Origin of the sequence: Streptomyces sp. NPDC053750 (assembly GCF_044544295.1) — a bacterium.
Lineage (GTDB): Bacteria > Actinomycetota > Actinomycetes > Streptomycetales > Streptomycetaceae > Streptomyces.
In genome coordinates, this window is sequence record NZ_JBITXB010000005.1 from 50,047 (window position 1) to 66,521 (window position 16,475).

Annotated in this window: 26 protein-coding genes; 17 read left to right on the plus strand and 9 right to left on the minus strand. The window is 71.3% G+C overall.

What is annotated here, in order from left to right; translation table 11 throughout:
* Window positions 1-47 precede the first annotated feature (47 nt).
* The 4 genes from ACIGO6_RS16015 to ACIGO6_RS16030 all read left to right on the plus strand — a co-directional run bounded on the left by ACIGO6_RS16015 (window position 48) and on the right by ACIGO6_RS16030 (window position 1,812).
* On the plus strand, window positions 48-128 hold the full coding sequence (locus ACIGO6_RS16015; protein ID WP_350310325.1) for a putative leader peptide: 81 nt from the start codon (window positions 48-50) through the stop codon (window positions 126-128).
* Between the two features lie 126 nt (window positions 129-254).
* Entirely contained in the window at window positions 255-1,100 is an 846-nt protein-coding gene (locus tag ACIGO6_RS16020; RefSeq protein ID WP_399875994.1) for a sulfurtransferase, read from the plus strand.
* Window positions 1,101-1,133: 33 nt separating this feature from the next.
* On the plus strand, window positions 1,134-1,421 hold the full coding sequence (locus ACIGO6_RS16025; protein ID WP_006139129.1) for a DUF1416 domain-containing protein: 288 nt from the start codon (window positions 1,134-1,136) through the stop codon (window positions 1,419-1,421).
* 115 nt (window positions 1,422-1,536) lie between these two features.
* Entirely contained in the window at window positions 1,537-1,812 is a 276-nt protein-coding gene (locus ACIGO6_RS16030) for a DUF3099 domain-containing protein (protein ID WP_399875997.1), read from the plus strand.
* Window positions 1,813-1,837: 25 nt separating this feature from the next.
* On the opposite strand, the gene ACIGO6_RS16035 is transcribed toward ACIGO6_RS16030, so the two are convergent.
* A complete protein-coding gene (locus ACIGO6_RS16035; protein ID WP_399876000.1) occupies window positions 1,838-2,473 on the minus strand; it encodes a TetR/AcrR family transcriptional regulator in 636 nt (211 codons plus the stop codon).
* Between the two features lie 172 nt (window positions 2,474-2,645).
* Here ACIGO6_RS16035 and ACIGO6_RS16040 point away from each other — a divergent pair, with 172 nt between their 5' ends.
* From ACIGO6_RS16040 to ACIGO6_RS16060, 5 genes are all read left to right on the plus strand, one after another.
* Window positions 2,646-3,431, plus strand: a complete 786-nt coding sequence (locus tag ACIGO6_RS16040; RefSeq protein WP_399876996.1) for an SDR family NAD(P)-dependent oxidoreductase — start codon at window positions 2,646-2,648, stop codon at window positions 3,429-3,431.
* Window positions 3,432-3,456: 25 nt separating this feature from the next.
* Complete coding sequence (locus ACIGO6_RS16045; protein ID WP_399876003.1) at window positions 3,457-4,254, plus strand: glucose 1-dehydrogenase; 798 nt, start codon at window positions 3,457-3,459, stop codon at window positions 4,252-4,254.
* A 113-nt stretch (window positions 4,255-4,367) separates the two neighbouring features.
* Complete coding sequence (locus ACIGO6_RS16050; RefSeq protein WP_399876006.1) at window positions 4,368-5,204, plus strand: hypothetical protein; 837 nt, start codon at window positions 4,368-4,370, stop codon at window positions 5,202-5,204.
* On the plus strand, window positions 5,201-5,971 hold the full coding sequence (locus ACIGO6_RS16055; protein WP_399876008.1) for a hypothetical protein: 771 nt from the start codon (window positions 5,201-5,203) through the stop codon (window positions 5,969-5,971). The genes ACIGO6_RS16050 and ACIGO6_RS16055 overlap by 4 nt, the downstream gene beginning before the upstream one ends.
* On the plus strand, window positions 5,968-6,843 hold the full coding sequence (locus ACIGO6_RS16060; protein WP_399876011.1) for a hypothetical protein: 876 nt from the start codon (window positions 5,968-5,970) through the stop codon (window positions 6,841-6,843). Before ACIGO6_RS16055 ends, ACIGO6_RS16060 begins: the two co-directional genes overlap by 4 nt.
* Before the next feature lie 18 nt (window positions 6,844-6,861).
* Here the strand turns inward: ACIGO6_RS16060 and ACIGO6_RS16065 are convergent, their stop codons facing one another.
* Genes ACIGO6_RS16065 through ACIGO6_RS16075 form a run of 3 tightly spaced genes read right to left on the minus strand, consistent with a single transcriptional unit; the run spans window position 6,862 to window position 7,918 of the window.
* Window positions 6,862-7,224, minus strand: coding sequence for a DsrE family protein (locus ACIGO6_RS16065; protein ID WP_164419527.1), 363 nt, complete (start codon window positions 7,222-7,224; stop codon window positions 6,862-6,864).
* 29 nt (window positions 7,225-7,253) lie between these two features.
* Complete coding sequence (locus ACIGO6_RS16070; protein ID WP_399876015.1) at window positions 7,254-7,499, minus strand: hypothetical protein; 246 nt, start codon at window positions 7,497-7,499, stop codon at window positions 7,254-7,256.
* Window positions 7,496-7,918 (minus strand): hypothetical protein, encoded by a 423-nt coding sequence (locus ACIGO6_RS16075; RefSeq protein WP_399876017.1) that lies wholly within the window; start codon window positions 7,916-7,918, stop codon window positions 7,496-7,498. The genes ACIGO6_RS16070 and ACIGO6_RS16075 overlap by 4 nt, the downstream gene beginning before the upstream one ends.
* A 172-nt stretch (window positions 7,919-8,090) precedes the next feature.
* Here ACIGO6_RS16075 and ACIGO6_RS16080 point away from each other — a divergent pair, with 172 nt between their 5' ends.
* From ACIGO6_RS16080 to ACIGO6_RS16090, 3 genes are all read left to right on the plus strand, one after another.
* Window positions 8,091-8,930: a helix-turn-helix domain-containing protein gene (locus ACIGO6_RS16080; RefSeq protein WP_399876020.1), complete on the plus strand. Its 840-nt coding sequence runs from the start codon at window positions 8,091-8,093 to the stop codon at window positions 8,928-8,930.
* Window positions 8,912-9,205: a DUF397 domain-containing protein gene (locus ACIGO6_RS16085; protein WP_399876023.1), complete on the plus strand. Its 294-nt coding sequence runs from the start codon at window positions 8,912-8,914 to the stop codon at window positions 9,203-9,205. The genes ACIGO6_RS16080 and ACIGO6_RS16085 overlap by 19 nt, the downstream gene beginning before the upstream one ends.
* A 172-nt stretch (window positions 9,206-9,377) precedes the next feature.
* Complete coding sequence (locus ACIGO6_RS16090) at window positions 9,378-9,953, plus strand: FABP family protein (protein ID WP_399876025.1); 576 nt, start codon at window positions 9,378-9,380, stop codon at window positions 9,951-9,953.
* Window positions 9,954-9,969: 16 nt separating this feature from the next.
* Here ACIGO6_RS16090 and ACIGO6_RS16095 read toward each other — a convergent pair whose 3' ends face one another.
* Together ACIGO6_RS16095 and ACIGO6_RS16100 are read right to left on the minus strand one after the other, a co-directional pair.
* Window positions 9,970-10,233, minus strand: a complete 264-nt coding sequence (locus ACIGO6_RS16095) for a hypothetical protein (RefSeq protein ID WP_399876027.1) — start codon at window positions 10,231-10,233, stop codon at window positions 9,970-9,972.
* Window positions 10,230-10,580, minus strand: coding sequence for a DUF6247 family protein (locus ACIGO6_RS16100; protein ID WP_399876030.1), 351 nt, complete (start codon window positions 10,578-10,580; stop codon window positions 10,230-10,232). The genes ACIGO6_RS16095 and ACIGO6_RS16100 overlap by 4 nt, the downstream gene beginning before the upstream one ends.
* A gap of 117 nt (window positions 10,581-10,697) precedes the next feature.
* Here ACIGO6_RS16100 and ACIGO6_RS16105 point away from each other — a divergent pair, with 117 nt between their 5' ends.
* Entirely contained in the window at window positions 10,698-11,135 is a 438-nt protein-coding gene (locus ACIGO6_RS16105) for a Fur family transcriptional regulator (RefSeq protein ID WP_399876032.1), read from the plus strand.
* Between the two features lie 9 nt (window positions 11,136-11,144).
* Window positions 11,145-12,110 (plus strand): YgfZ/GcvT domain-containing protein, encoded by a 966-nt coding sequence (locus ACIGO6_RS16110; RefSeq protein ID WP_399876034.1) that lies wholly within the window; start codon window positions 11,145-11,147, stop codon window positions 12,108-12,110.
* Between the two features lie 18 nt (window positions 12,111-12,128).
* Here ACIGO6_RS16110 and dtd read toward each other — a convergent pair whose 3' ends face one another.
* A complete protein-coding gene (gene dtd / locus ACIGO6_RS16115; RefSeq protein WP_399876037.1) occupies window positions 12,129-12,554 on the minus strand; it encodes a D-aminoacyl-tRNA deacylase in 426 nt (141 codons plus the stop codon).
* 170 nt (window positions 12,555-12,724) lie between these two features.
* Here dtd and ACIGO6_RS16120 point away from each other — a divergent pair, with 170 nt between their 5' ends.
* From ACIGO6_RS16120 to ACIGO6_RS16130, 3 genes are all read left to right on the plus strand, one after another.
* Entirely contained in the window at window positions 12,725-13,342 is a 618-nt protein-coding gene (locus ACIGO6_RS16120) for an aerial mycelium formation protein (protein WP_399876039.1), read from the plus strand.
* A gap of 91 nt (window positions 13,343-13,433) precedes the next feature.
* Window positions 13,434-14,441: an asparaginase gene (locus ACIGO6_RS16125; RefSeq protein WP_399876041.1), complete on the plus strand. Its 1,008-nt coding sequence runs from the start codon at window positions 13,434-13,436 to the stop codon at window positions 14,439-14,441.
* Window positions 14,442-14,492: 51 nt separating this feature from the next.
* A complete protein-coding gene (locus tag ACIGO6_RS16130) occupies window positions 14,493-15,749 on the plus strand; it encodes a GNAT family N-acetyltransferase (protein WP_399876044.1) in 1,257 nt (418 codons plus the stop codon).
* Window positions 15,750-15,920: 171 nt separating this feature from the next.
* Here ACIGO6_RS16130 and ACIGO6_RS16135 read toward each other — a convergent pair whose 3' ends face one another.
* Window positions 15,921-16,106, minus strand: coding sequence for a hypothetical protein (locus ACIGO6_RS16135; RefSeq protein WP_399876047.1), 186 nt, complete (start codon window positions 16,104-16,106; stop codon window positions 15,921-15,923).
* A gap of 180 nt (window positions 16,107-16,286) precedes the next feature.
* On the minus strand, window positions 16,287-16,475 hold the full coding sequence (locus ACIGO6_RS16140; protein WP_399876049.1) for a hypothetical protein: 189 nt from the start codon (window positions 16,473-16,475) through the stop codon (window positions 16,287-16,289).

The window sequence follows — 16,475 nt, forward strand, 5'->3', positions numbered from 1 at the left end:
CGACACACCGGTGACATGCCCCGCTGTCCGTCCCTACGATCGGCCCTATGAAGCGACAGGCGGACCTCACGAAGCGGCGGGCAGTGGACCTGTGCCGCGTTGCCGCCATGCTCTGTCGCACCTTCTGAGCGAACGGCGACGCCGCCGTCCGTGTCCCCTCACCGCCCTGCCCAGGGCACCGGCGCGCCGCTCCGGCATGAGCGCGCCCACCCTCTCATCGCACGCCCCGCCGCACCTGCCCCGGAGGAGAAAACATGAGCCGCAGCGACGTCCTGGTCGACGCCGACTGGCTGCAGGACCACCTGGACGACCCGAACATCGCGATCGTCGAGGTGGACGAGGACACGTCCGCGTACGACAAGAACCACATCAAGAACGCGATCCGGATCGACTGGACCCAGGACCTCCAGGACCCGGTCCGCCGCGACTTCATCGACCAGGAGGGCTTCGAGAAGCTCCTCTCCGCCAAGGGCATCGCCAACGACACGCTGGTGATCCTCTACGGCGGCAACAACAACTGGTTCGCCTCCTACGCCTACTGGTACTTCAAGCTCTACGGCCACGAGAACGTCAAGCTCCTCGACGGCGGCCGCAAGAAGTGGGAGCTGGACGCCCGCGAGCTCGTCGCCGGCGACGAGGTGCCCGAGCGCGCCGCGACCGACTACAAGGCCAAGGCGCAGGACACGTCCATCCGTGCCTTCCGCGACGACGTGGTCGCCGCCATCGGCGCGCAGAACCTGGTCGACGTGCGCTCGCCCGACGAGTTCTCGGGCAAGCTGCTCGCCCCGGCCCACCTCCCGCAGGAGCAGTCGCAGCGCCCGGGCCACGTCCCGTCCGCCCGCAACATCCCGTGGTCGAAGAACGCCAACGACGACGGCACCTTCAAGTCGGACGACGAGCTCAAGCAGCTCTACGTCGACGAGCAGGTCGACCTGGCGAAGGACACCATCGCCTACTGCCGCATCGGTGAGCGCTCGGCCCTGACCTGGTTCGTCCTGCACGAGCTGCTCGGTGTGGAGAACGTCAAGAACTACGACGGCTCCTGGACCGAGTACGGCTCCCTGGTCGGCGTGCCGATCGAGCTCGGCGCCAACAAGTAAGTCCGCCCCCTCTCAACCCCTCAGGAGTACGACATGTGCGGAGCGAAGGCCGGCGGCCCCGACGCCTCGACGATCAAGCCCGGTGAGACCACCATCCAGGGTCAGGTGACCCGTGACGGCGAGCCGGTGACGGGCTACGTCCGTCTGCTGGACTCCACCGGCGAGTTCACGGCGGAGGTCCCGACCTCCGCGACGGGCCAGTTCCGCTTCTACGCGGCCGAGGGCACCTGGACCGTCCGCGCGCTCGTCCCGGGCGGCAGCGCCGACCGCACGGTCGTCGCCCAGCAGGGCGGACTGGCGGAGGTCGCGATCGCCGTCTGACGGCACGCGGCGAGCAGGGCGAGTGACGGTCGAAGGGCCGCACCCCACGGGTTGGACTCCCGGGGTGCGGCCCTTCGGCATGTCCGGGCCGCGTACGCGGACCTACGCTGGACGTATGTACGCGCGGCGGCGGCATCGCTACTTCGTGATGATGGGCATCTGCATCGCGCTGTTCGTCCTGGCCTGGGGCGTCGTCCGCCTCTGGTCGGTGCCCGCTGCCGTCGGCATGTGCGTGGTCGCCATGGTCATCCCGCCGCTCGCCGCGATGGTCGCCAACCGCCGGGGCCCCGACGACCGCTGGTGGGACGACCCGTCCGGCGACCCCAGGTCCGACGAGTGGTGGGACGAACTGGACGGCAAGAAGGGCCCGCGCCACGAGGACCGGCCCTGAGCCCCACGCCGTTGCGGCCCCGGTCCTAAGCCCTGTCCAGCCCCCCGACGAGGCGTTCCAGGCAGCGCACCGCCAGATCGGCGGGCGAGCCGGGTCCCTTCGCCCCCGCCTCGGTGCCGGCCCAGGTCTCCAGGGCGATCCGGATGGCGTCGGTGGCGGCGGCGGCCACCAGCCGCACCTCCAGCGGATCGGCGGCCCCGTCCGTGGGACCCAACAGCCGCGCGATCACCGGGACGAGCCGCTCCTCGGACTCCTGGTTCACGCGGTACCACACGGCGCGCAGCGCGGGGTCGTCCGCGCCGGCCCGCAGCAGCCCGCGCGTGCGCAGCATCGCCTCTTCGGCCCGGGCGTCCGGCGCCGCCAGCGCCTCCTCGACGGCCGCCCGTAGCGCCGGGCCGAGCGGTGTGCCCGGCTCGGTGCTCTCCAGCAGCCCGCGCCAGCGGTCGGCGCCGACCGTGAGCAGGGGGCTGACCGCGTCCTGCTTGGAGCGGAAGTACCGGTAGAAGGTGCGCAGCGCGACCCCCGCGCGCTGGGCGATCTCCTCGGCCGTCGTGGCGTGCGGGCCCTGGGCGGCGAAGAGTTCCGCCGCCGCATGTGCGATGTCGAGCTGGGTGGCGGCCTTGCGGCGCTCGGTCAGGGACGGGGGTGGCTCGGTGCTCACCCCAGAAGAGTACGACGCGCGACGGCGATGTGGCATGCCGTGACGTAGTGGCAAAACGTGCCATCCAGGCGTACCGTGAAGTCGAATCGAGGCGCCCGGCGAAAGAGAACAGGCGCCGCAAGGGCCCGGCCGGCGGACAGCCGCGGACCGGGTGGGAGCACACATGAACCACATGAACCGCTACGAAGGCCGTCGCGTCCTGGTCACCGGTGGTGGCTCGGGCATAGGCCAGGCCACCGCGCTGCGCATCCTCGCGGAGGGCGGCACCGTCGTGGCCGCGGACGTCAGCGAGACAGGCCTGAAGGACACGGTTCAGAAGGCGGCGGCCCACGCGGACCGGCTCACCACCCTCGTCGTCGACATCGCCGACGAGACCTCCGTGCGCGAGGGCGTCAAGGCCGCGACGGACGCGCTGGGCGGGCTGGACGTCCTCGTCAACGCCGCCGGCATCCTGCGCTCCTCGCACACCGAGCAGACCAGCCTCGCGGACTTCACCCGCGTCCTGACGGTGAACCTCGTCGGCACGTTCCTGGTGATCCGCGAGGCGATCCCGGCGCTCCTGGCGGGCCGGGACGCGGCCGTGGTCAACTTCAGCTCGACCTCGGCGGCGTTCGCCCACCCGTACATGGCGGCCTACGCGGCGAGCAAGGGCGGCATCCAGTCCATGACCCACGCCCTGGCCGGCGAGTACGCGGGGCGCGGCATCCGCTTCACCGCCGTACAGCCGGGCTCCATCTCCTCCGGCATGACGGACGGCAGCGGGGCCAGCGGACAGAGCGCCGGTCCCGGGCTGCCCGAGGACGCCGACATGCGCCTCTTCGCGAAGCTCTCGCCCGCGCTCGGCCAGGGATTCGCCGGCCCGGAGACGGTGGCGTCGGTCGTCGCGATGCTGGGCTCCGAGGACGGCCGGTTCATCACGGGCACGGAGATCCGCGTCGACGGCGGCACCCACTTCTGACCCCGCCCCTGGAGAGGAGCGCACCATGCAGGACCACCCCCCTCACGACGTGCACACACCCCACGACCTGACCGGCAAGAGCCTGATCATCACCGGCGCCGCCCGCGGCCTGGGCGCGGAGGCCGCCCGTCAGGCGGTCGCCGCCGGGGCGCACGTCCTGATCACCGACGTCCTGGACGACGAGGGAGAGGCCACGGCCCGCGCACTCGGCGACCGCGCCCGTTTCCTGCACCACGATGTGACCTCGGAGGAGGACTGGCGCCGCGCCGCCGACCTCGCCGTCACCGAGTTCGGATCGCTGCACGGCCTGGTGAACAACGCCGGCATCTCGACCGGCACCCTGCTGGAGTCGGAGTCCGTCGCGCACTTCCGGAAGGTGCTCGACATCAACCTCACGGGCGTCTTCATCGGCATGAAGACCGTGATCCCCGCGCTGAAGGAGGCCGGCGGCGGCTCGATCGTCAACATCTCCTCCGCGGCCGGCCTGATGGGCCTCGCCCTCACGGCCGGCTACGGCGCCTCCAAGTGGGGCGTCCGGGGGCTCACGAAGATCGGCGCCGTGGAGCTGGGCACCGCCCGCATCCGCGTGAACTCCGTGCACCCCGGGATGACGTACACGCCGATGACCGCGGCCGTCGGCATCGAGCAGGGCGAGGGCAAGTACCCGAACACCCCGATGGGCCGGGTCGGCGAGCCCCACGAGATCGCCGGCGCGGTCGTCTTCCTGCTCTCGGACGCCGCGTCCTATGTCACCGGCGCGGAACTCGCGGTGGACGGCGGCTGGACCACCGGACCGACGGTCGCGTACGTCATGGGGCAGTGAGCCCCGACGCGGCCGAATCGTGATCAGCACCGCCGCAACCCCGAACCCCCGCCGTGGGTCTCCTGAGTGCGCGCATACGGAACGCGCGCTTCACGTTCTGTGGAGGGGGCGTCATGGAAGAGGAACCGGCGAGACCCGCGGCACCGGCCGCGCCGACGACATCGGAGGGGCCCCAGGCGACGGACGAACCCGCGCCGGCGGTCGACGATGCGTCCGCGCCCACCGAGGGGGCCGGACGACGCCGACGGCGCGGGCGTACGGCCCTGCTCGTCACCGTCGCCGCCGTGCTGGGGCTGGTCGCCGGCACCTGCGGTGGATACCTCGTACAGGCCGAACGCCGGCCGACCAAGCTGCCCTCACTGGCCCAGCCCCTGTCACCGCCGGCGGCCGACAAGGCGCCGAAGCCGCTTTCTGCGGCTGAGGACCGTCGCGTACGCACGGACGGCGACCTGCGCAAACTCCTGCTGAAGAAGCCGCGCGGGGCCCGGGACGCCGAGTGGCTAGAGGGCTCCGACGGTTGGATGGACCTCGCGAGCTACGCCGAGAGGTACCGAAAGACGGGCGAGAAGTTCTCGCAGTACATCCAGGACGAGTTCCGTCGTGCGGCGGTCGTCGGCTGGGGCGTCGGCGACTCCTACAACGTCGAGATCCATTTGATCCAGTTCCATCAGGAGGAGGTCCTGGCGGCGGTTGAGGCCAGTGACGCCGGTCGGGACTGGGCGGGGTGGGCGTGGGACACCAGCAGATGGCCGATTCCCGGAACCGGCGACGGCGAGGTGTTCGTCCGCAACCAGCCGGAGCCCGAAACGGGCTATGGGCAGGAGGTGTATGTCGCTGAGGCGTACGCGTGGCGGGGCGACATCCAGATGGCAATCCTGATCAGCGGCACCAAGCGGGTCAGCAAGAAGCTGATTGCAGATCTGGCGAAGCGACAGATGGAGCGGCTGTGACCGAGAACGAACAGACCGCCCCCGTGGGACGCCGGAGGTGGGTCGCTCCCGTGACGATCGGGGTGGTGCTGGTCGCCGCGGTCGCCGGTGCCATCGGGTACACGGTCGACACCGTCAAGGACGCCGATCGGACCGCCGGCGCACCCGTCTGGACACTGCCCCGTGTCGCGACGGACGGCGAGAAGGAGACTCCGGCGACCGGGCTGTCCGGAGCCCTGGTGCCGTACCGGACCGACGGGTGGACGCGGGGTCCCGACCTCGGAGAATTCGGAGCGGACGTCGCGCTGAGCGGCGCTCATGCGGCTGCCCTGACCAAGGAGTCGCTGAGCGACCTGCCCCGTTCGCAGCGCAGAGAGCTGGAGAAGAAGATCGACCGCCTGCACATCACGGGCGTGGCCATGCGCAGCTACGCCACGACGGGGGGCTTCCACAACGGTGAGCAGACCGGTGCGGCCACGCTGAGCGTTGTGCTGACCCGGATGAACCAGGGCGCAGCCCGTTCCGGCGCGATCAGCCGGAACGAGATCTTCGAGGACCTGGACGTCTTCGAAGCGGGACCGAGCATCAAGGGCCACAAAAACGCCCGCTGCTACCGTCTTCCGGGCGAATCGGACGAGGAACTCGACATCATGTTCTGTACCGCGTACCAGGGAGACGTGCTGGTCTCCGCCACCGCCGAAGGAGTGCGGCCGTTCGGTGCCAAGGACGTCGCCGCGCTGCTGACCGAGCAGCTCGACCGCCTCGGCGGGACCGGGGAGGCGGTGTGACCGAGCAGACCGCACAGGCCGAACAGCCTGCCCAGCCGCCCATCACGCCCGAGGACGTGCCGCCGGTTGCGGAGCCCGCCGCCGCTGCGGCACCTCCCACGGTGAGGAAGGACCGTCGGGTCCTTCGCGGCGTGCTGCGCTGGACCGCGGCCGTCGCCGTCTTCGCCGCGGTCGGATCGGCCACGGCGTACGGCGTCACGCGTATGGAGCGGACGGACGTACCGGGCTTGGCGACCCGGACGGACGGGCGCTGGGCGTACCCCGAGCTGACGATGCCGGCGCTGCCGGAGGGCAGTCCCCGACCGTTCGCACAGAGCAATCCGGCCGGCGCCCACTATGCGGATCTGCGGGAGCTCGTGCTGCCCGCGCCCGAGGGTGCCAAGCCCGACAAAGCCCTGCGAGGCAAGGACGGCTGGCTGGCGACGGACGAGTTGCTCAAGGAGTACCGGGACGCGTCGGAACAGGGCGAGCTGCGGCAACTGTTTGTGGACTACGGACTGCGCCACATCGCCGCTCGCGGCTGGACCACGTCCGACGGCACTCACACACGGATCTACCTGCTGCAGTTCGACACCGCGGCTGTTGTGGACGAACTGCGCAACAGCCACCTCGCGTCGTACAGCGGGCCTGCCTACGTTGTCCGCGGTACGGACCAGAGTGTTCCCGACGAGGGGTTCCCGGCGGAGGCCCTGAGCGACGACCTGGACTACTCGGTCTATGTCGAGCCCGAGCCGTACGGCGCCGAGCAGGCGAGGCAGGCGTACCTCGGAGCCGGGGACGTGCTGGCCGTCGTGCTGCAGAGCCGCAAGGGCGGGGCCGCGGCCGTGCCCTTTCAGCAGACGGTCGCCCTGCAGGGCAGACTCCTCGGCTGATCCGGTAGCGCGGACCGCTCAGTAGACGAGGGCCTGGGTGTCGTCGGCCAGCGCCTCTTGCACGAACACCTGCGCACCCGCGATCCGTACGCCCTCGATGACGTCCTTCTCGGTGAGGTCGCGGCGGGCCGCGCACTGGGTGCACAGCGTCACCCGGCCGCCCGCCAGGAGCGAGTCGAGCAGGTCGGGCAGCGGCGCGGCGTGCGGCAGCTCGAACTCGGCCGCGCGTCCCGGCACCGCGAACCAGGAGGACTCACCGGTCAGCCACAGCGACACGTCGACCCCACTGGCCACGGCCACCGCCGCCACGGTGAACGCCTGCGAGCAGCGCTCCGGGGCATCGGCCCCCGCCGTCACCTTGATCACGAGCTTCTTTGCCATGCCGGAAGCGTAGCCCGCGCGGGCCGACGTCAGACGGCGACGGTGATCGTCACCAGCAGCGTCGCGACGCACAGGACGGTGAGCAGGCCGCTGACCGTGGCGCCGTCCAGCCTGACGTACGGCCGGGCCCGCCGCCCCGGCGCGGGCTTGGGCGGGTGGTCCGGGTGGAACGGGGGCATCGCGAAGCCGGGGGAGAGGGGGGTCCGGTCCCGCCGGGGCGAGAGCCGCTGCGCCCGCCTGCACTCCTCGTAGGGCAGTCCGCCGTCGTACGTCACGCCTCGTGCTCCTTGCGCTGGTGCTGGCGCAGCAGGACGTTCGCGTCCGTCACCGCGCTGTGGTCGAACGCCGCGCGTGCGGCCTCCCGCCGGTCGGCCAGCCAGGCGCAGGCCGCGCAGTCCGGGAACGGTGCGGGCGGCAGGCCGGGGTCACCGGGGGCCGGGTGCGGGGTGGCGCCGGGGGCCGGAGTCGGCGGCGTGGCGAGGGTGCGCTCGTTCGCGGCGCGCAGGCTTGCCCCGAGGCGTTCGCGGTCGGTCGCCGGGCGCAGCGCGGCCGGCTCCGCCTCCCACTCGCGCCCGCCACCCAGGGGGCGGAGCATCACGCGTGCCCCGCTGCGCCCGCGGTACTCACCGACCTTGGTGGCGGCGGTGTCGTAGAGCACGGTGCCGGGCTCGAAGGTGGCCGGTTCTGTTCTCACGGGTCCGCTCCCTTACGTCAACGAATGTACGGAATGCGACAGTTGCCCTACTCTGCGTAGCGGTGGGCAGTTACGAGCATGACCCACGGCGGGGGTCGCCAAGCCCGGAACGGCCGCTAGTGCCACAACGGGCGCTGCAAATTCCACAAATTCCACAGCCGGGAGGGGTGCGGTGCCGCAGCGGAGGGCGATCACGGGGCGCAGTCAGGAACCGAGGGCACGGTTCGCGGAGGAGCTGCGGCTGCTCCGCCAGGGGCGGGGCGTGTCCCTGCGGGGCGTCGCGGAGGTGGTGGGCTGGGACGCGTCCCAGTTCGGAAAGATGGAGAACGGCCACACACTGGGCGGCCCGGAGATCGTGGAGGCGCTGGACCAGTACTACGGCACGGCCGGAATGCTGCTCACCCTGTGGGAGCTGGCGGTGGCCGACCCGACGCAGTTCAAGGAGCGGTACCGGCGCTACATGGTCCTGGAGGCCGAGGCGGTGAGTATGTGGCAGTACTCGCCGAGCATCGTGCCGGGCCTGCTCCAGACGCCGGAGTACGCGGCGGAGCTGCTCAGTCAGGGCGGACTGACGGGCGTTGAGCTGGAAAAGCAGGTGGCGGCGCGCATGGGTCGCCGTGAACCGCTGCTGGCCGCGGGCGGGCCGCAATTCCGGGCCATCCTCTCCGAGACGGTGCTGCACAGTTCGTTGCGGAGCACGGTTGAGTGGCATGCGCAATTGCGTCATCTCGTCGCGATGGGGGAGCGCCCGAATATCAGCGTCCAGGTGGTCCCCTGGGCGGCGGGGCTGCACCAGCTGACCAACACCGACGCCATGTTTCTGCACGGGGCGGGCCGGATCGTCGCCTGGGTCGAGACCGGCTACTCGGGCGAACTGGTCCAGGAAACAACGGCGGTCGACCAGCTTCAGCTTCGATACGATCGAGTGCGCGATATGGCCCTGTCTCCGGGCGAGTCGCGGGAGTTCATCGAGCGGATGCTGGAGGAAGCGCCATGCGAGCCATCGATCTGAGCACGGTCACCTGGCGCAAGAGCAGCTACAGCAACCAGGACGGGGGCAATTGCCTCGAGGTCTCCGACGACCTCCTCCGCGCCGCCGACTGGCGCAAGAGCAGCTACAGCAACCAAGACGGCGGCGCCTGCGTCGAGGTCGCCCCCGACCTCCCCTCCCTCGTCCCCGTCCGCGACAGCAAGGACCCCTCCCGCGGCGCGCTCCTCTTCACCGCGCCCGCGTGGGCCGCATTCGTGGGCGGAGTCCGGCGGAAAGTGGCCGGAGGGGCCGCGTAAGCTGGGGGCGGCCCTGTCGTATGCCCCCCGCTCAAGGAGCACCCCGTGGAGATCTTCTTCGAAGCCCTGCTGGTCCTGGTCTGCGTCGGCGTTCTCGCCTTCGCCGGTCTGACCGTGAAGAAGCTGTACCAGGGCCAGCGCTGATCACCGACGCCAGGAAGTAAGTCCGCTCATGATCGAGATCCCGTCCGACCTCCACAAGGACCTCGTCCCGCTCGCCTTCCTGCTCGGCAACTGGGCCGGCGCGGGCGTGCACGACTTCCCCGGCGCCGAGAAGTGCAACTTCGGCCAGGAGGTCTCCTTCGCCCACGACGGCCGTGACTTCCTGGAGTACCAGTCCCACACCTGGGTCCTGGACAACGACGGCAACAAGGTCCGTCCGCTGGAGTCCGAGCACGGCTTCTGGCGCATCGACGCGAACCGCAAGGTCGAGGTCACGATGACCCGCGACGACGGCGTCATCGAGATCTGGTACGGCGAGATGGCCGACCAGAAGCCCCAGATCGACCTGGTCACGGACGCGGTGGCCCGCACGGCCGCCTCGCGGCCCTACACCGGCGGCAAGCGGCTGTACGGCTACGTCAAGAGCGACCTGATGTGGGTCGGCGAGAAGCAGACCCCCGAGGTCGAGCTGCGCCCCTACATGTCGGCGCACCTGAAGAAGGTCGTCACCCCGGAGGACGTCGAGCGCTGGGCCAAGGCCCTGCCGGACGACATGCCGGACGACGGGATCGCTTTCTTCAAGTAGTCGCCCGTTCGTCTGTTCACCCGTTCCAGACGACGGTGCAGATGTAGACGCACTCGTGCCGCGGAACCGCGAGGAATTGGATGAAGCCGCGTCCGCCGAAGATGGGGAAGTTCCGTAACCCGCCGGGCTTCCCCTCCGGCCGACTGCCCGCGACCTCGGCATCACGCCCGAGGGCGGCGATCTCGGTGGCGATGCGCTCCACCTCGGCCACGACGCCCACGGGCAGCCCTGCCGTGACGTACTCCTCGCTCGGGTTGTAGTCCCACTTCCAGTCGCTCACAGACCCGCCTCCGCCTCCGCCTCGGCGTGGATCCCCCGAATCTCGGCGATGGCGTCCGCCGGGTCCTCGGCGCCTGCGCTCACCACGTCCTCCAGGTGGCGCAGGCGTGCGGCGCGGGACGGGCGGCGCTGGATCGCCACGAAGACCCCCCAGGTGTGGACGAAAGTACGCAGGGGCGCGAGGGACTGAGTCTGCTGCGCGTTGGTGGTCGCCTCGACGAGATCCTGAACGAAGGCGGGCACCCGGCTCGGCGTCAGCCTCTCGACCGCGGTACGGAGCGCCTCAGGGGTGAGGGCGGGCATGGGGATGAGGGGCTCGGTGAGTGGTTCCGGGCGGTGAGCGGTCATGAAGTCCTCCGGATCGAGGGCCGGTGCTGGTGTCGACGGTACCGACCACGGCGAGGGGCTGGGGCGCTTCTTCGGCGTCACAACATGACGCGGGCCCGCCGGGCCTAGACTCGTGGTGTGGTGAGCACCGACTGGAAGAGCGACCTCAGGCAGCGCGGCTACCGGCTGACCCCGCAGCGGCAGCTGGTGCTCGAAGCCGTGGACACCCTGGAACACGCGACCCCCGACGACATCCTCGGCGAAGTGAGGAAGACGGCGTCGGGGGTCAACATTTCCACCGTCTACCGGACGCTGGAGCTCCTGGAGGAGCTCGGGCTGGTCAGCCACGCCCATCTCGGGCACGGGGCGCCCACCTACCACCTGGCCGACCGGCACCACCACATCCACCTGGTCTGCCGGGACTGCACCAACGTGATCGAGGCCGATCTGTCGGTGGCCGCCGAGTTCACCGACAAGCTGCGCGAGCAGTTCGGGTTCGACACCGACATGAAGCACTTCGCGATCTTCGGACGGTGCCGGGACTGCTCCCTGAAGGCTTCAACTACCGAGTCGTAGGCTAGGCGTATGAAGAGCCCCCTGCTGTCCCTGCCCGGCGCGGTCCCCGCCGAGGGTGTGGACGAAGGCGTCGCCGCCCACTACGGCGACCTGTTCCGCGAGCAGCGTGCCCTCGCCGACGGCACCGGCTTCGTCGACCTCTCGCACCGCGGGGTCGTCACCGTGACCGGCGACGACCGGCTGAGCTGGCTGCACCTGCTGCTCACCCAGCACGTCAGCGACCTTCCGGCCGGCCAGGCCACCGAGGCGCTGGTCCTCTCCGCCCACGGCCACATCGAGCACGCCCTGTATCTCGTCGACGACGGCACGACCGTCTGGGCCCACGTGGAGCCGGGCAGCCAGGAGGCGCTGATCGCCTACCTGGAGTCGATGAAGTTCTTCTACCGGGTCGAGGTCGCCGACCGCACCGCCGACATCGCCCTCGTGCACCTGCCGGCCGGATCCATCGCACCGGCCCCCGCGTCCGCCGTCGTCCGCGAGACGCCGTACGGCCGTGATCTCTTCCTGCCGCGCGACGAGCTGGAGGCCTTCGCCGGGCAGGCCGGTCCGCCGGCCGGAGTCCTCGCCCACGAGGCGCTGCGCGTCGAGCAGCACCGGCCGCGGCTCGGCTTCGAGACCGACCACCGGACCATTCCCCACGAGCTGGGCTGGATCGGCAGCGCCGTCCATCTGCAGAAGGGCTGCTACCGGGGGCAGGAGACCGTCGCCCGCGTGCAGAACCTCGGCAAGCCGCCGCGCCGCCTGGTCTTCCTGCACCTGGACGGCAGCGAGGTCCACCTGCCGGGACCGGGCGCGGAGATCCGCCTCGCGGACGACGGCCCCGACGGCCGGAAGATCGGTTTCGTCACCACGTCCGTACGCCACCACGAGCTCGGCCCGGTCGCCCTCGCCCTGGTCAAGCGGAACGTGCCGGTGGACGCCCGGCTGATGGCGGAGAGCACGGCCGCGGCCCAGGAGACGGTCGTCGAGCCCTAGGGGCTGTCCGGACGGGGCTCAGACCTCGACCAGCACCGTGAACGGGCCGTCGTTCGTCAGTGACACCCGCATCTGCGCGCCGAAGCGGCCCGTCGCCACGGTCGCGCCCAGCGCGCGCAGCTGCGCGACGACCTCGTCGACGAGCGGCTCGGCCACGTCACCGGGCGCGGCGGCGTTCCAGGTGGGGCGGCGGCCCTTGCGGGCGTCGCCGTAAAGGGTGAACTGGCTGATCACCAGGAGCGGTGCGTCGACGTCGCTGCACGACTTCTCGTCGTGCAGCACCCGCACCGACCACAGCTTGCGGGCCAGCTGCGCCGCCTTCTCCTTGGTGTCGTCGTGCGTGACGCCGACCAGGACGCACAGGCCCTCGCCGTCGATCGCCCCCACGGTCTCGCCCTCCACGACGACGCTCGCGCCGTCAACCCTCTGCACCACTGCACGCATCCCGTCATGATGCCGTGCGCCCCCCTGGCGTCGGTACGGGGGCCCGTGTGGGGGATTCGTTTCTCTACCTAACCCCCCATCTGGGGCCGATCGTGGGCACTCGGTCACATAGCGGCCACTTGGGGTGGCACGATGCTTCCAGACGCCGGTCGAGGGGACGGTTGAGGCACATGAGCACACCGAGTACGGGGCAGCCGCTGGGGACTGTCGCGTTGACATGTCCGGGTGGCCTGGAGGCGCCCCGGCCACCCGTGCAGCGCACGGACAGCCCGGAGCTGCCCGCGGGGCCGCCCGAGCACGGCCTGCCCGCGCTGAGCCTGCCGGAGCTGCGCACGCTGCGCCGGGACGCCCAGCGGGAGGAGGCCGACCTCAGCTATGTACGGCGGCTGCTGCAGGGGCGGATCGACATCCTGCGGGCGGAGCTGACACGACGCGGGTCGGCGTCCCTGGTGGACGCGGTGGAGGCGTCCGTGGTCGAGCGGCTGTCGGAGATCCTGACCGACGCCCCGGCCCGGCAGCGTTCCTCCGCCCGGCATGTGACGCTGGGCACGCCGCGCAGCGAGGAGGGGCGGCGGCTGGCCGCGGAGATGCTCGGCGAGGTGGAGCTGTCCGACCTGACGGCCCGCACCGACGCCGAGCTGACCACCGCAATGGGACGGCTCGTGCGGTACGAGCAGCAGGTGTCCCGGCGCAGGCAGCGGCTCCAGCGCACGGCCGACGACTGCAGCGCGGAAATCGCACGCCGGTACCGTGAGGGGGAAGCACAAGTCGACGACCTGCTCGTGTGACACCGGGGGCGGTTTCTTGAGCCCGCCCCCGGGGGCCCGGTGACCCCGGGCCGTCGCCGGGCGGGTCACCCGTCCGGAAGGCCCACCGCCGATGCCCGCGCCCACGCCCCAGCCGTCACAGCCGGCCCCGTCCGCGCCCACGTCCGCCCTCTCGCCCGTCGTGCCGCCCGTCCTCGCCGAGGTCGTCCGGTCCGGCTTCGTCGAGGGGCGGCACCGGGGCAGTCTGGTCGTCCTGGGCGCCGACGGGGCCGTGGAGCTGGCGCTGGGCGAGGTGACGGCGCCGGTCTTCCCGCGCTCGTCCAACAAGCCGATGCAGGCGGCGGGTGTCCTGCGGGCCGGTCTCGACCTCGCGGGGGAGCGGCTGGCGCTGGCCGCCGCGAGCCACTCCGGAGAACCGTTTCACCGCGACCTGGTCCGCAAGATGCTCGCCGAGTACGGCCTGGACGCGGCCCAGCTCCAGTGCCCGGCCGACCTGCCGCTGGACCCCGAGGAGCGGGACACGTACCTCGCGTCGGGCGCGGTGCCCGACCGGGTCACCATGAACTGCTCCGGCAAGCACACCGCGATGCTCGCCGTCTGCGCGCAGCGGAGCTGGCCGCTGGAGACCTACCTCGATGCGGACCACCCGCTCCAGCGAACCATCCACAGGGTTGTGGAGGACGCGGCGGGCGAGCCGGTCGCCGCCGTCGGCACCGACGGGTGCGGGGCGCCGCTGATGGCGATCAGCCTGGTCGGGCTGGCCCGCGCCTTCCGCACCTTCGCCGGTGCCGAGCCGGGCTCGGCGGAGCGCCGGGTGGCCGACGCGATGCGCGCGCACCCCGAGTACGTCGCGGGCACGCGGCGCGCCGACACCTGGCTGATGCGGGAGGTGCCCGGCACCCTCTCCAAGATGGGCGCCGAGGCCGTCCAGGCGGTGGCCCTGCCCGACGGCCGCGCGCTGGCCTTCAAGGTGGAGGACGGCGCGACCCGCGCCCTGGGCCCGGTCCTGGCCCGCGCGCTGACGCTGCTGGGCGTGGAGTCTCCCGTGGTCGAGCGCATCGGGCGTACGCCCCTGCTGGGCGGCGGCCACGAGGTGGGGGAGATCCGGGCGGCCTTCTGAGCGGCGGAAATCCGCGCGACGCCGGCGCGGTCGTCGACCTACCGTGAGCGCATGACCCGCCGCACCGAGATCGACGTACGCCCCCTCACCGAGGCCGAGTTCCCCGACTGGAGCCGCGCCCTGAACACCGGGTTCCTGCGGCCGCCCGTCGTCCGCGCGGAGCAGCTGGAGGCCCGCCGCGCCGAGTTCGTGCCGGGCCGGCTGCTCGGCGCCTTCGACGGCGACCGCTGTGTGGCGACCTTCCGGTCCTTCGACCAGGAGGTCACGGCCGTGGGCGGCGCCGTCGTGCCCGCCGACGCGATCTCCAACGTCACCGTCACGCCGACCCACCGCCGCCGCGGCCTGCTCACCCGCATGATGGCGCAGGACCTGGCGGCGGCGAAGGACCGCGGGGACGTCGTCGCGACCCTGATCGCGGCCGAGTACCCGATCTACGGGCGGTACGGCTTCGGCCCCGCCACCACCATGACCGAGTGGACGGTCGACGTCCCCCGCGCCGGTCTCGACCCGCGCCGGCCGGTCCCGGAGGACGGCGGCCGGATCGACCTCGTGGACGGCGAGGACGTCCGCAAGCTCGGCCCCGAGCTGCACGAGCGGCTGCGCCGGGCCCAGCCGGGCGCGGTCAGCCGGCCCGAGCTGTGGTGGCAGATACGGACCGGCGTCGTCAACTGGAACGGCACCCCGTGGACCGAGCCCTTCTACGCCCTGTACCGCTCGGCGGACGGCGAGGTCGAGGGCCTGGTCGCCTACCGGGCCGACGACCACTGGGGCGACGCCAAGCAGCCGCTGAACACGGCGACCGTCGAGTGGCTGCTGGCCGTGACGCCGGCCGCCGAGCGCGCCCTGTGGCGCTACCTGTGCTCGATCGACTGGATCACGACCGTGAAGAGCGGCTGGCGGGCCCCCGACGACCTGCTCCCGCACCTCCTGCCCGACCCGCGCGCGGCGAGGATCACCACGCAGGCGGACTGGCTGTGGGTGCGGATCCTGGACGTCGTGCGGGCGCTTCAGGCGCGGTCGTACGAGGGGCAGGGGTCGCTGGTGCTGGAGGTCGTGGACCGGGGAGGGCTCACCGGCGGGCGGTGGCGGCTGGAGGCGGGAGCGGACGGGGCGTCCTGCGTGGCGACCACCGAGAGCGCCCACCTCGTGCTCGACGTGGCCGAGCTGGCGGCGCTGTGGCTGGGCGACGAGTCGGCGGTGCGGCTGGCCGCGCTCGGGCGGGTCCGGGAAGAACGAGCGGGCGCCGCCCGTGTGGCCGACGCCCTGCTGCGTACGTCCAGGCGGCCTTGGTGCCCGGACCTGTTCTGAGGTGGCTCCCTTCTGCCGGTGACGGTGGGTGCGCATCCGTAGCGCGTGCTCTTCAGTTGTGGTTGTTGTGCCGTTGTTCGATTGTGGTTGTGGTTGTCGTGCGTGGTGCTGACTGACTGTCCCGGCTCCCGGCTCCCCTCCGGAAGGGGGCCCGGACAGCAGTACGTCGGTTCAGCCGGACTGGGCAAGCAGCATCACGAGGATCACCGCGCCCACACCGCCGATCATGGTGTTCTTCGCCCTGATCCCGATGGACAGCGCGACGAACGCGATGATGCCCATCGGCCCGTACTTCCATTGCACGAGCTGCTCCAACCCGATGGCCAGAGCGGCGACGACGATGGCGATGAGCGGCATGGTGGTCCCCCTGTCACCGTGGTGGCCAACCTCTTGGAGGTCCGACCACGTTGCTCAAGTTGGTTGCCAACTTAGTCTTAGTTATGTCCGGATGGAACACCTCGTAACCATCTTTTGGTGAACTACCTGAAGATGGCGGGAAGTTGTGGGAGGCTCGCAGGTGCAAGAGGGGGCGGCTGGTCACGGTGCGGGCCGCGCGACCAGGAGTGCCAGCATCACGCCCCCGACGGAGCTGAGGAACGAGCTCTTGACCTTGATGCCGATGGTGAGCAGGAGCAGGCCGATGATGCCGGTGGTGCCGTACCGCCACTGGGTGATCTGCTCGAAGGTGACGACGCAGACTGCGGAGAGAAGGGCGAGGACGGGCAT

Coding starts and splice junctions, on each gene's coding strand:
- ACIGO6_RS16015 (WP_350310325.1), top strand. CDS start 48: ATGAAGCGACAGGCGGACCTCACGAAGCGGCGGGCAGTGGACCTGTGC.
- ACIGO6_RS16020 (WP_399875994.1), top strand. CDS start 255: ATGAGCCGCAGCGACGTCCTGGTCGACGCCGACTGGCTGCAGGACCAC.
- ACIGO6_RS16025 (WP_006139129.1), top strand. CDS start 1,134: ATGTGCGGAGCGAAGGCCGGCGGCCCCGACGCCTCGACGATCAAGCCC.
- ACIGO6_RS16030 (WP_399875997.1), top strand. CDS start 1,537: ATGTACGCGCGGCGGCGGCATCGCTACTTCGTGATGATGGGCATCTGC.
- ACIGO6_RS16040 (WP_399876996.1), top strand. CDS start 2,646: ATGAACCGCTACGAAGGCCGTCGCGTCCTGGTCACCGGTGGTGGCTCG.
- ACIGO6_RS16045 (WP_399876003.1), top strand. CDS start 3,457: ATGCAGGACCACCCCCCTCACGACGTGCACACACCCCACGACCTGACC.
- ACIGO6_RS16050 (WP_399876006.1), top strand. CDS start 4,368: ATGGAAGAGGAACCGGCGAGACCCGCGGCACCGGCCGCGCCGACGACA.
- ACIGO6_RS16065 (WP_164419527.1), bottom strand. CDS start 7,224: ATGGCAAAGAAGCTCGTGATCAAGGTGACGGCGGGGGCCGATGCCCCG.
- ACIGO6_RS16085 (WP_399876023.1), top strand. CDS start 8,912: ATGCGAGCCATCGATCTGAGCACGGTCACCTGGCGCAAGAGCAGCTAC.
- ACIGO6_RS16090 (WP_399876025.1), top strand. CDS start 9,378: ATGATCGAGATCCCGTCCGACCTCCACAAGGACCTCGTCCCGCTCGCC.
- ACIGO6_RS16100 (WP_399876030.1), bottom strand. CDS start 10,580: ATGACCGCTCACCGCCCGGAACCACTCACCGAGCCCCTCATCCCCATG.
- ACIGO6_RS16110 (WP_399876034.1), top strand. CDS start 11,145: ATGAAGAGCCCCCTGCTGTCCCTGCCCGGCGCGGTCCCCGCCGAGGGT.
- dtd (WP_399876037.1), bottom strand. CDS start 12,554: ATGCGTGCAGTGGTGCAGAGGGTTGACGGCGCGAGCGTCGTCGTGGAG.
- ACIGO6_RS16120 (WP_399876039.1), top strand. CDS start 12,725: ATGAGCACACCGAGTACGGGGCAGCCGCTGGGGACTGTCGCGTTGACA.
- ACIGO6_RS16125 (WP_399876041.1), top strand. CDS start 13,434: ATGCCCGCGCCCACGCCCCAGCCGTCACAGCCGGCCCCGTCCGCGCCC.
- ACIGO6_RS16130 (WP_399876044.1), top strand. CDS start 14,493: ATGACCCGCCGCACCGAGATCGACGTACGCCCCCTCACCGAGGCCGAG.
- ACIGO6_RS16135 (WP_399876047.1), bottom strand. CDS start 16,106: ATGCCGCTCATCGCCATCGTCGTCGCCGCTCTGGCCATCGGGTTGGAG.
- ACIGO6_RS16140 (WP_399876049.1), bottom strand. CDS start 16,475: ATGCCCGTCCTCGCCCTTCTCTCCGCAGTCTGCGTCGTCACCTTCGAG.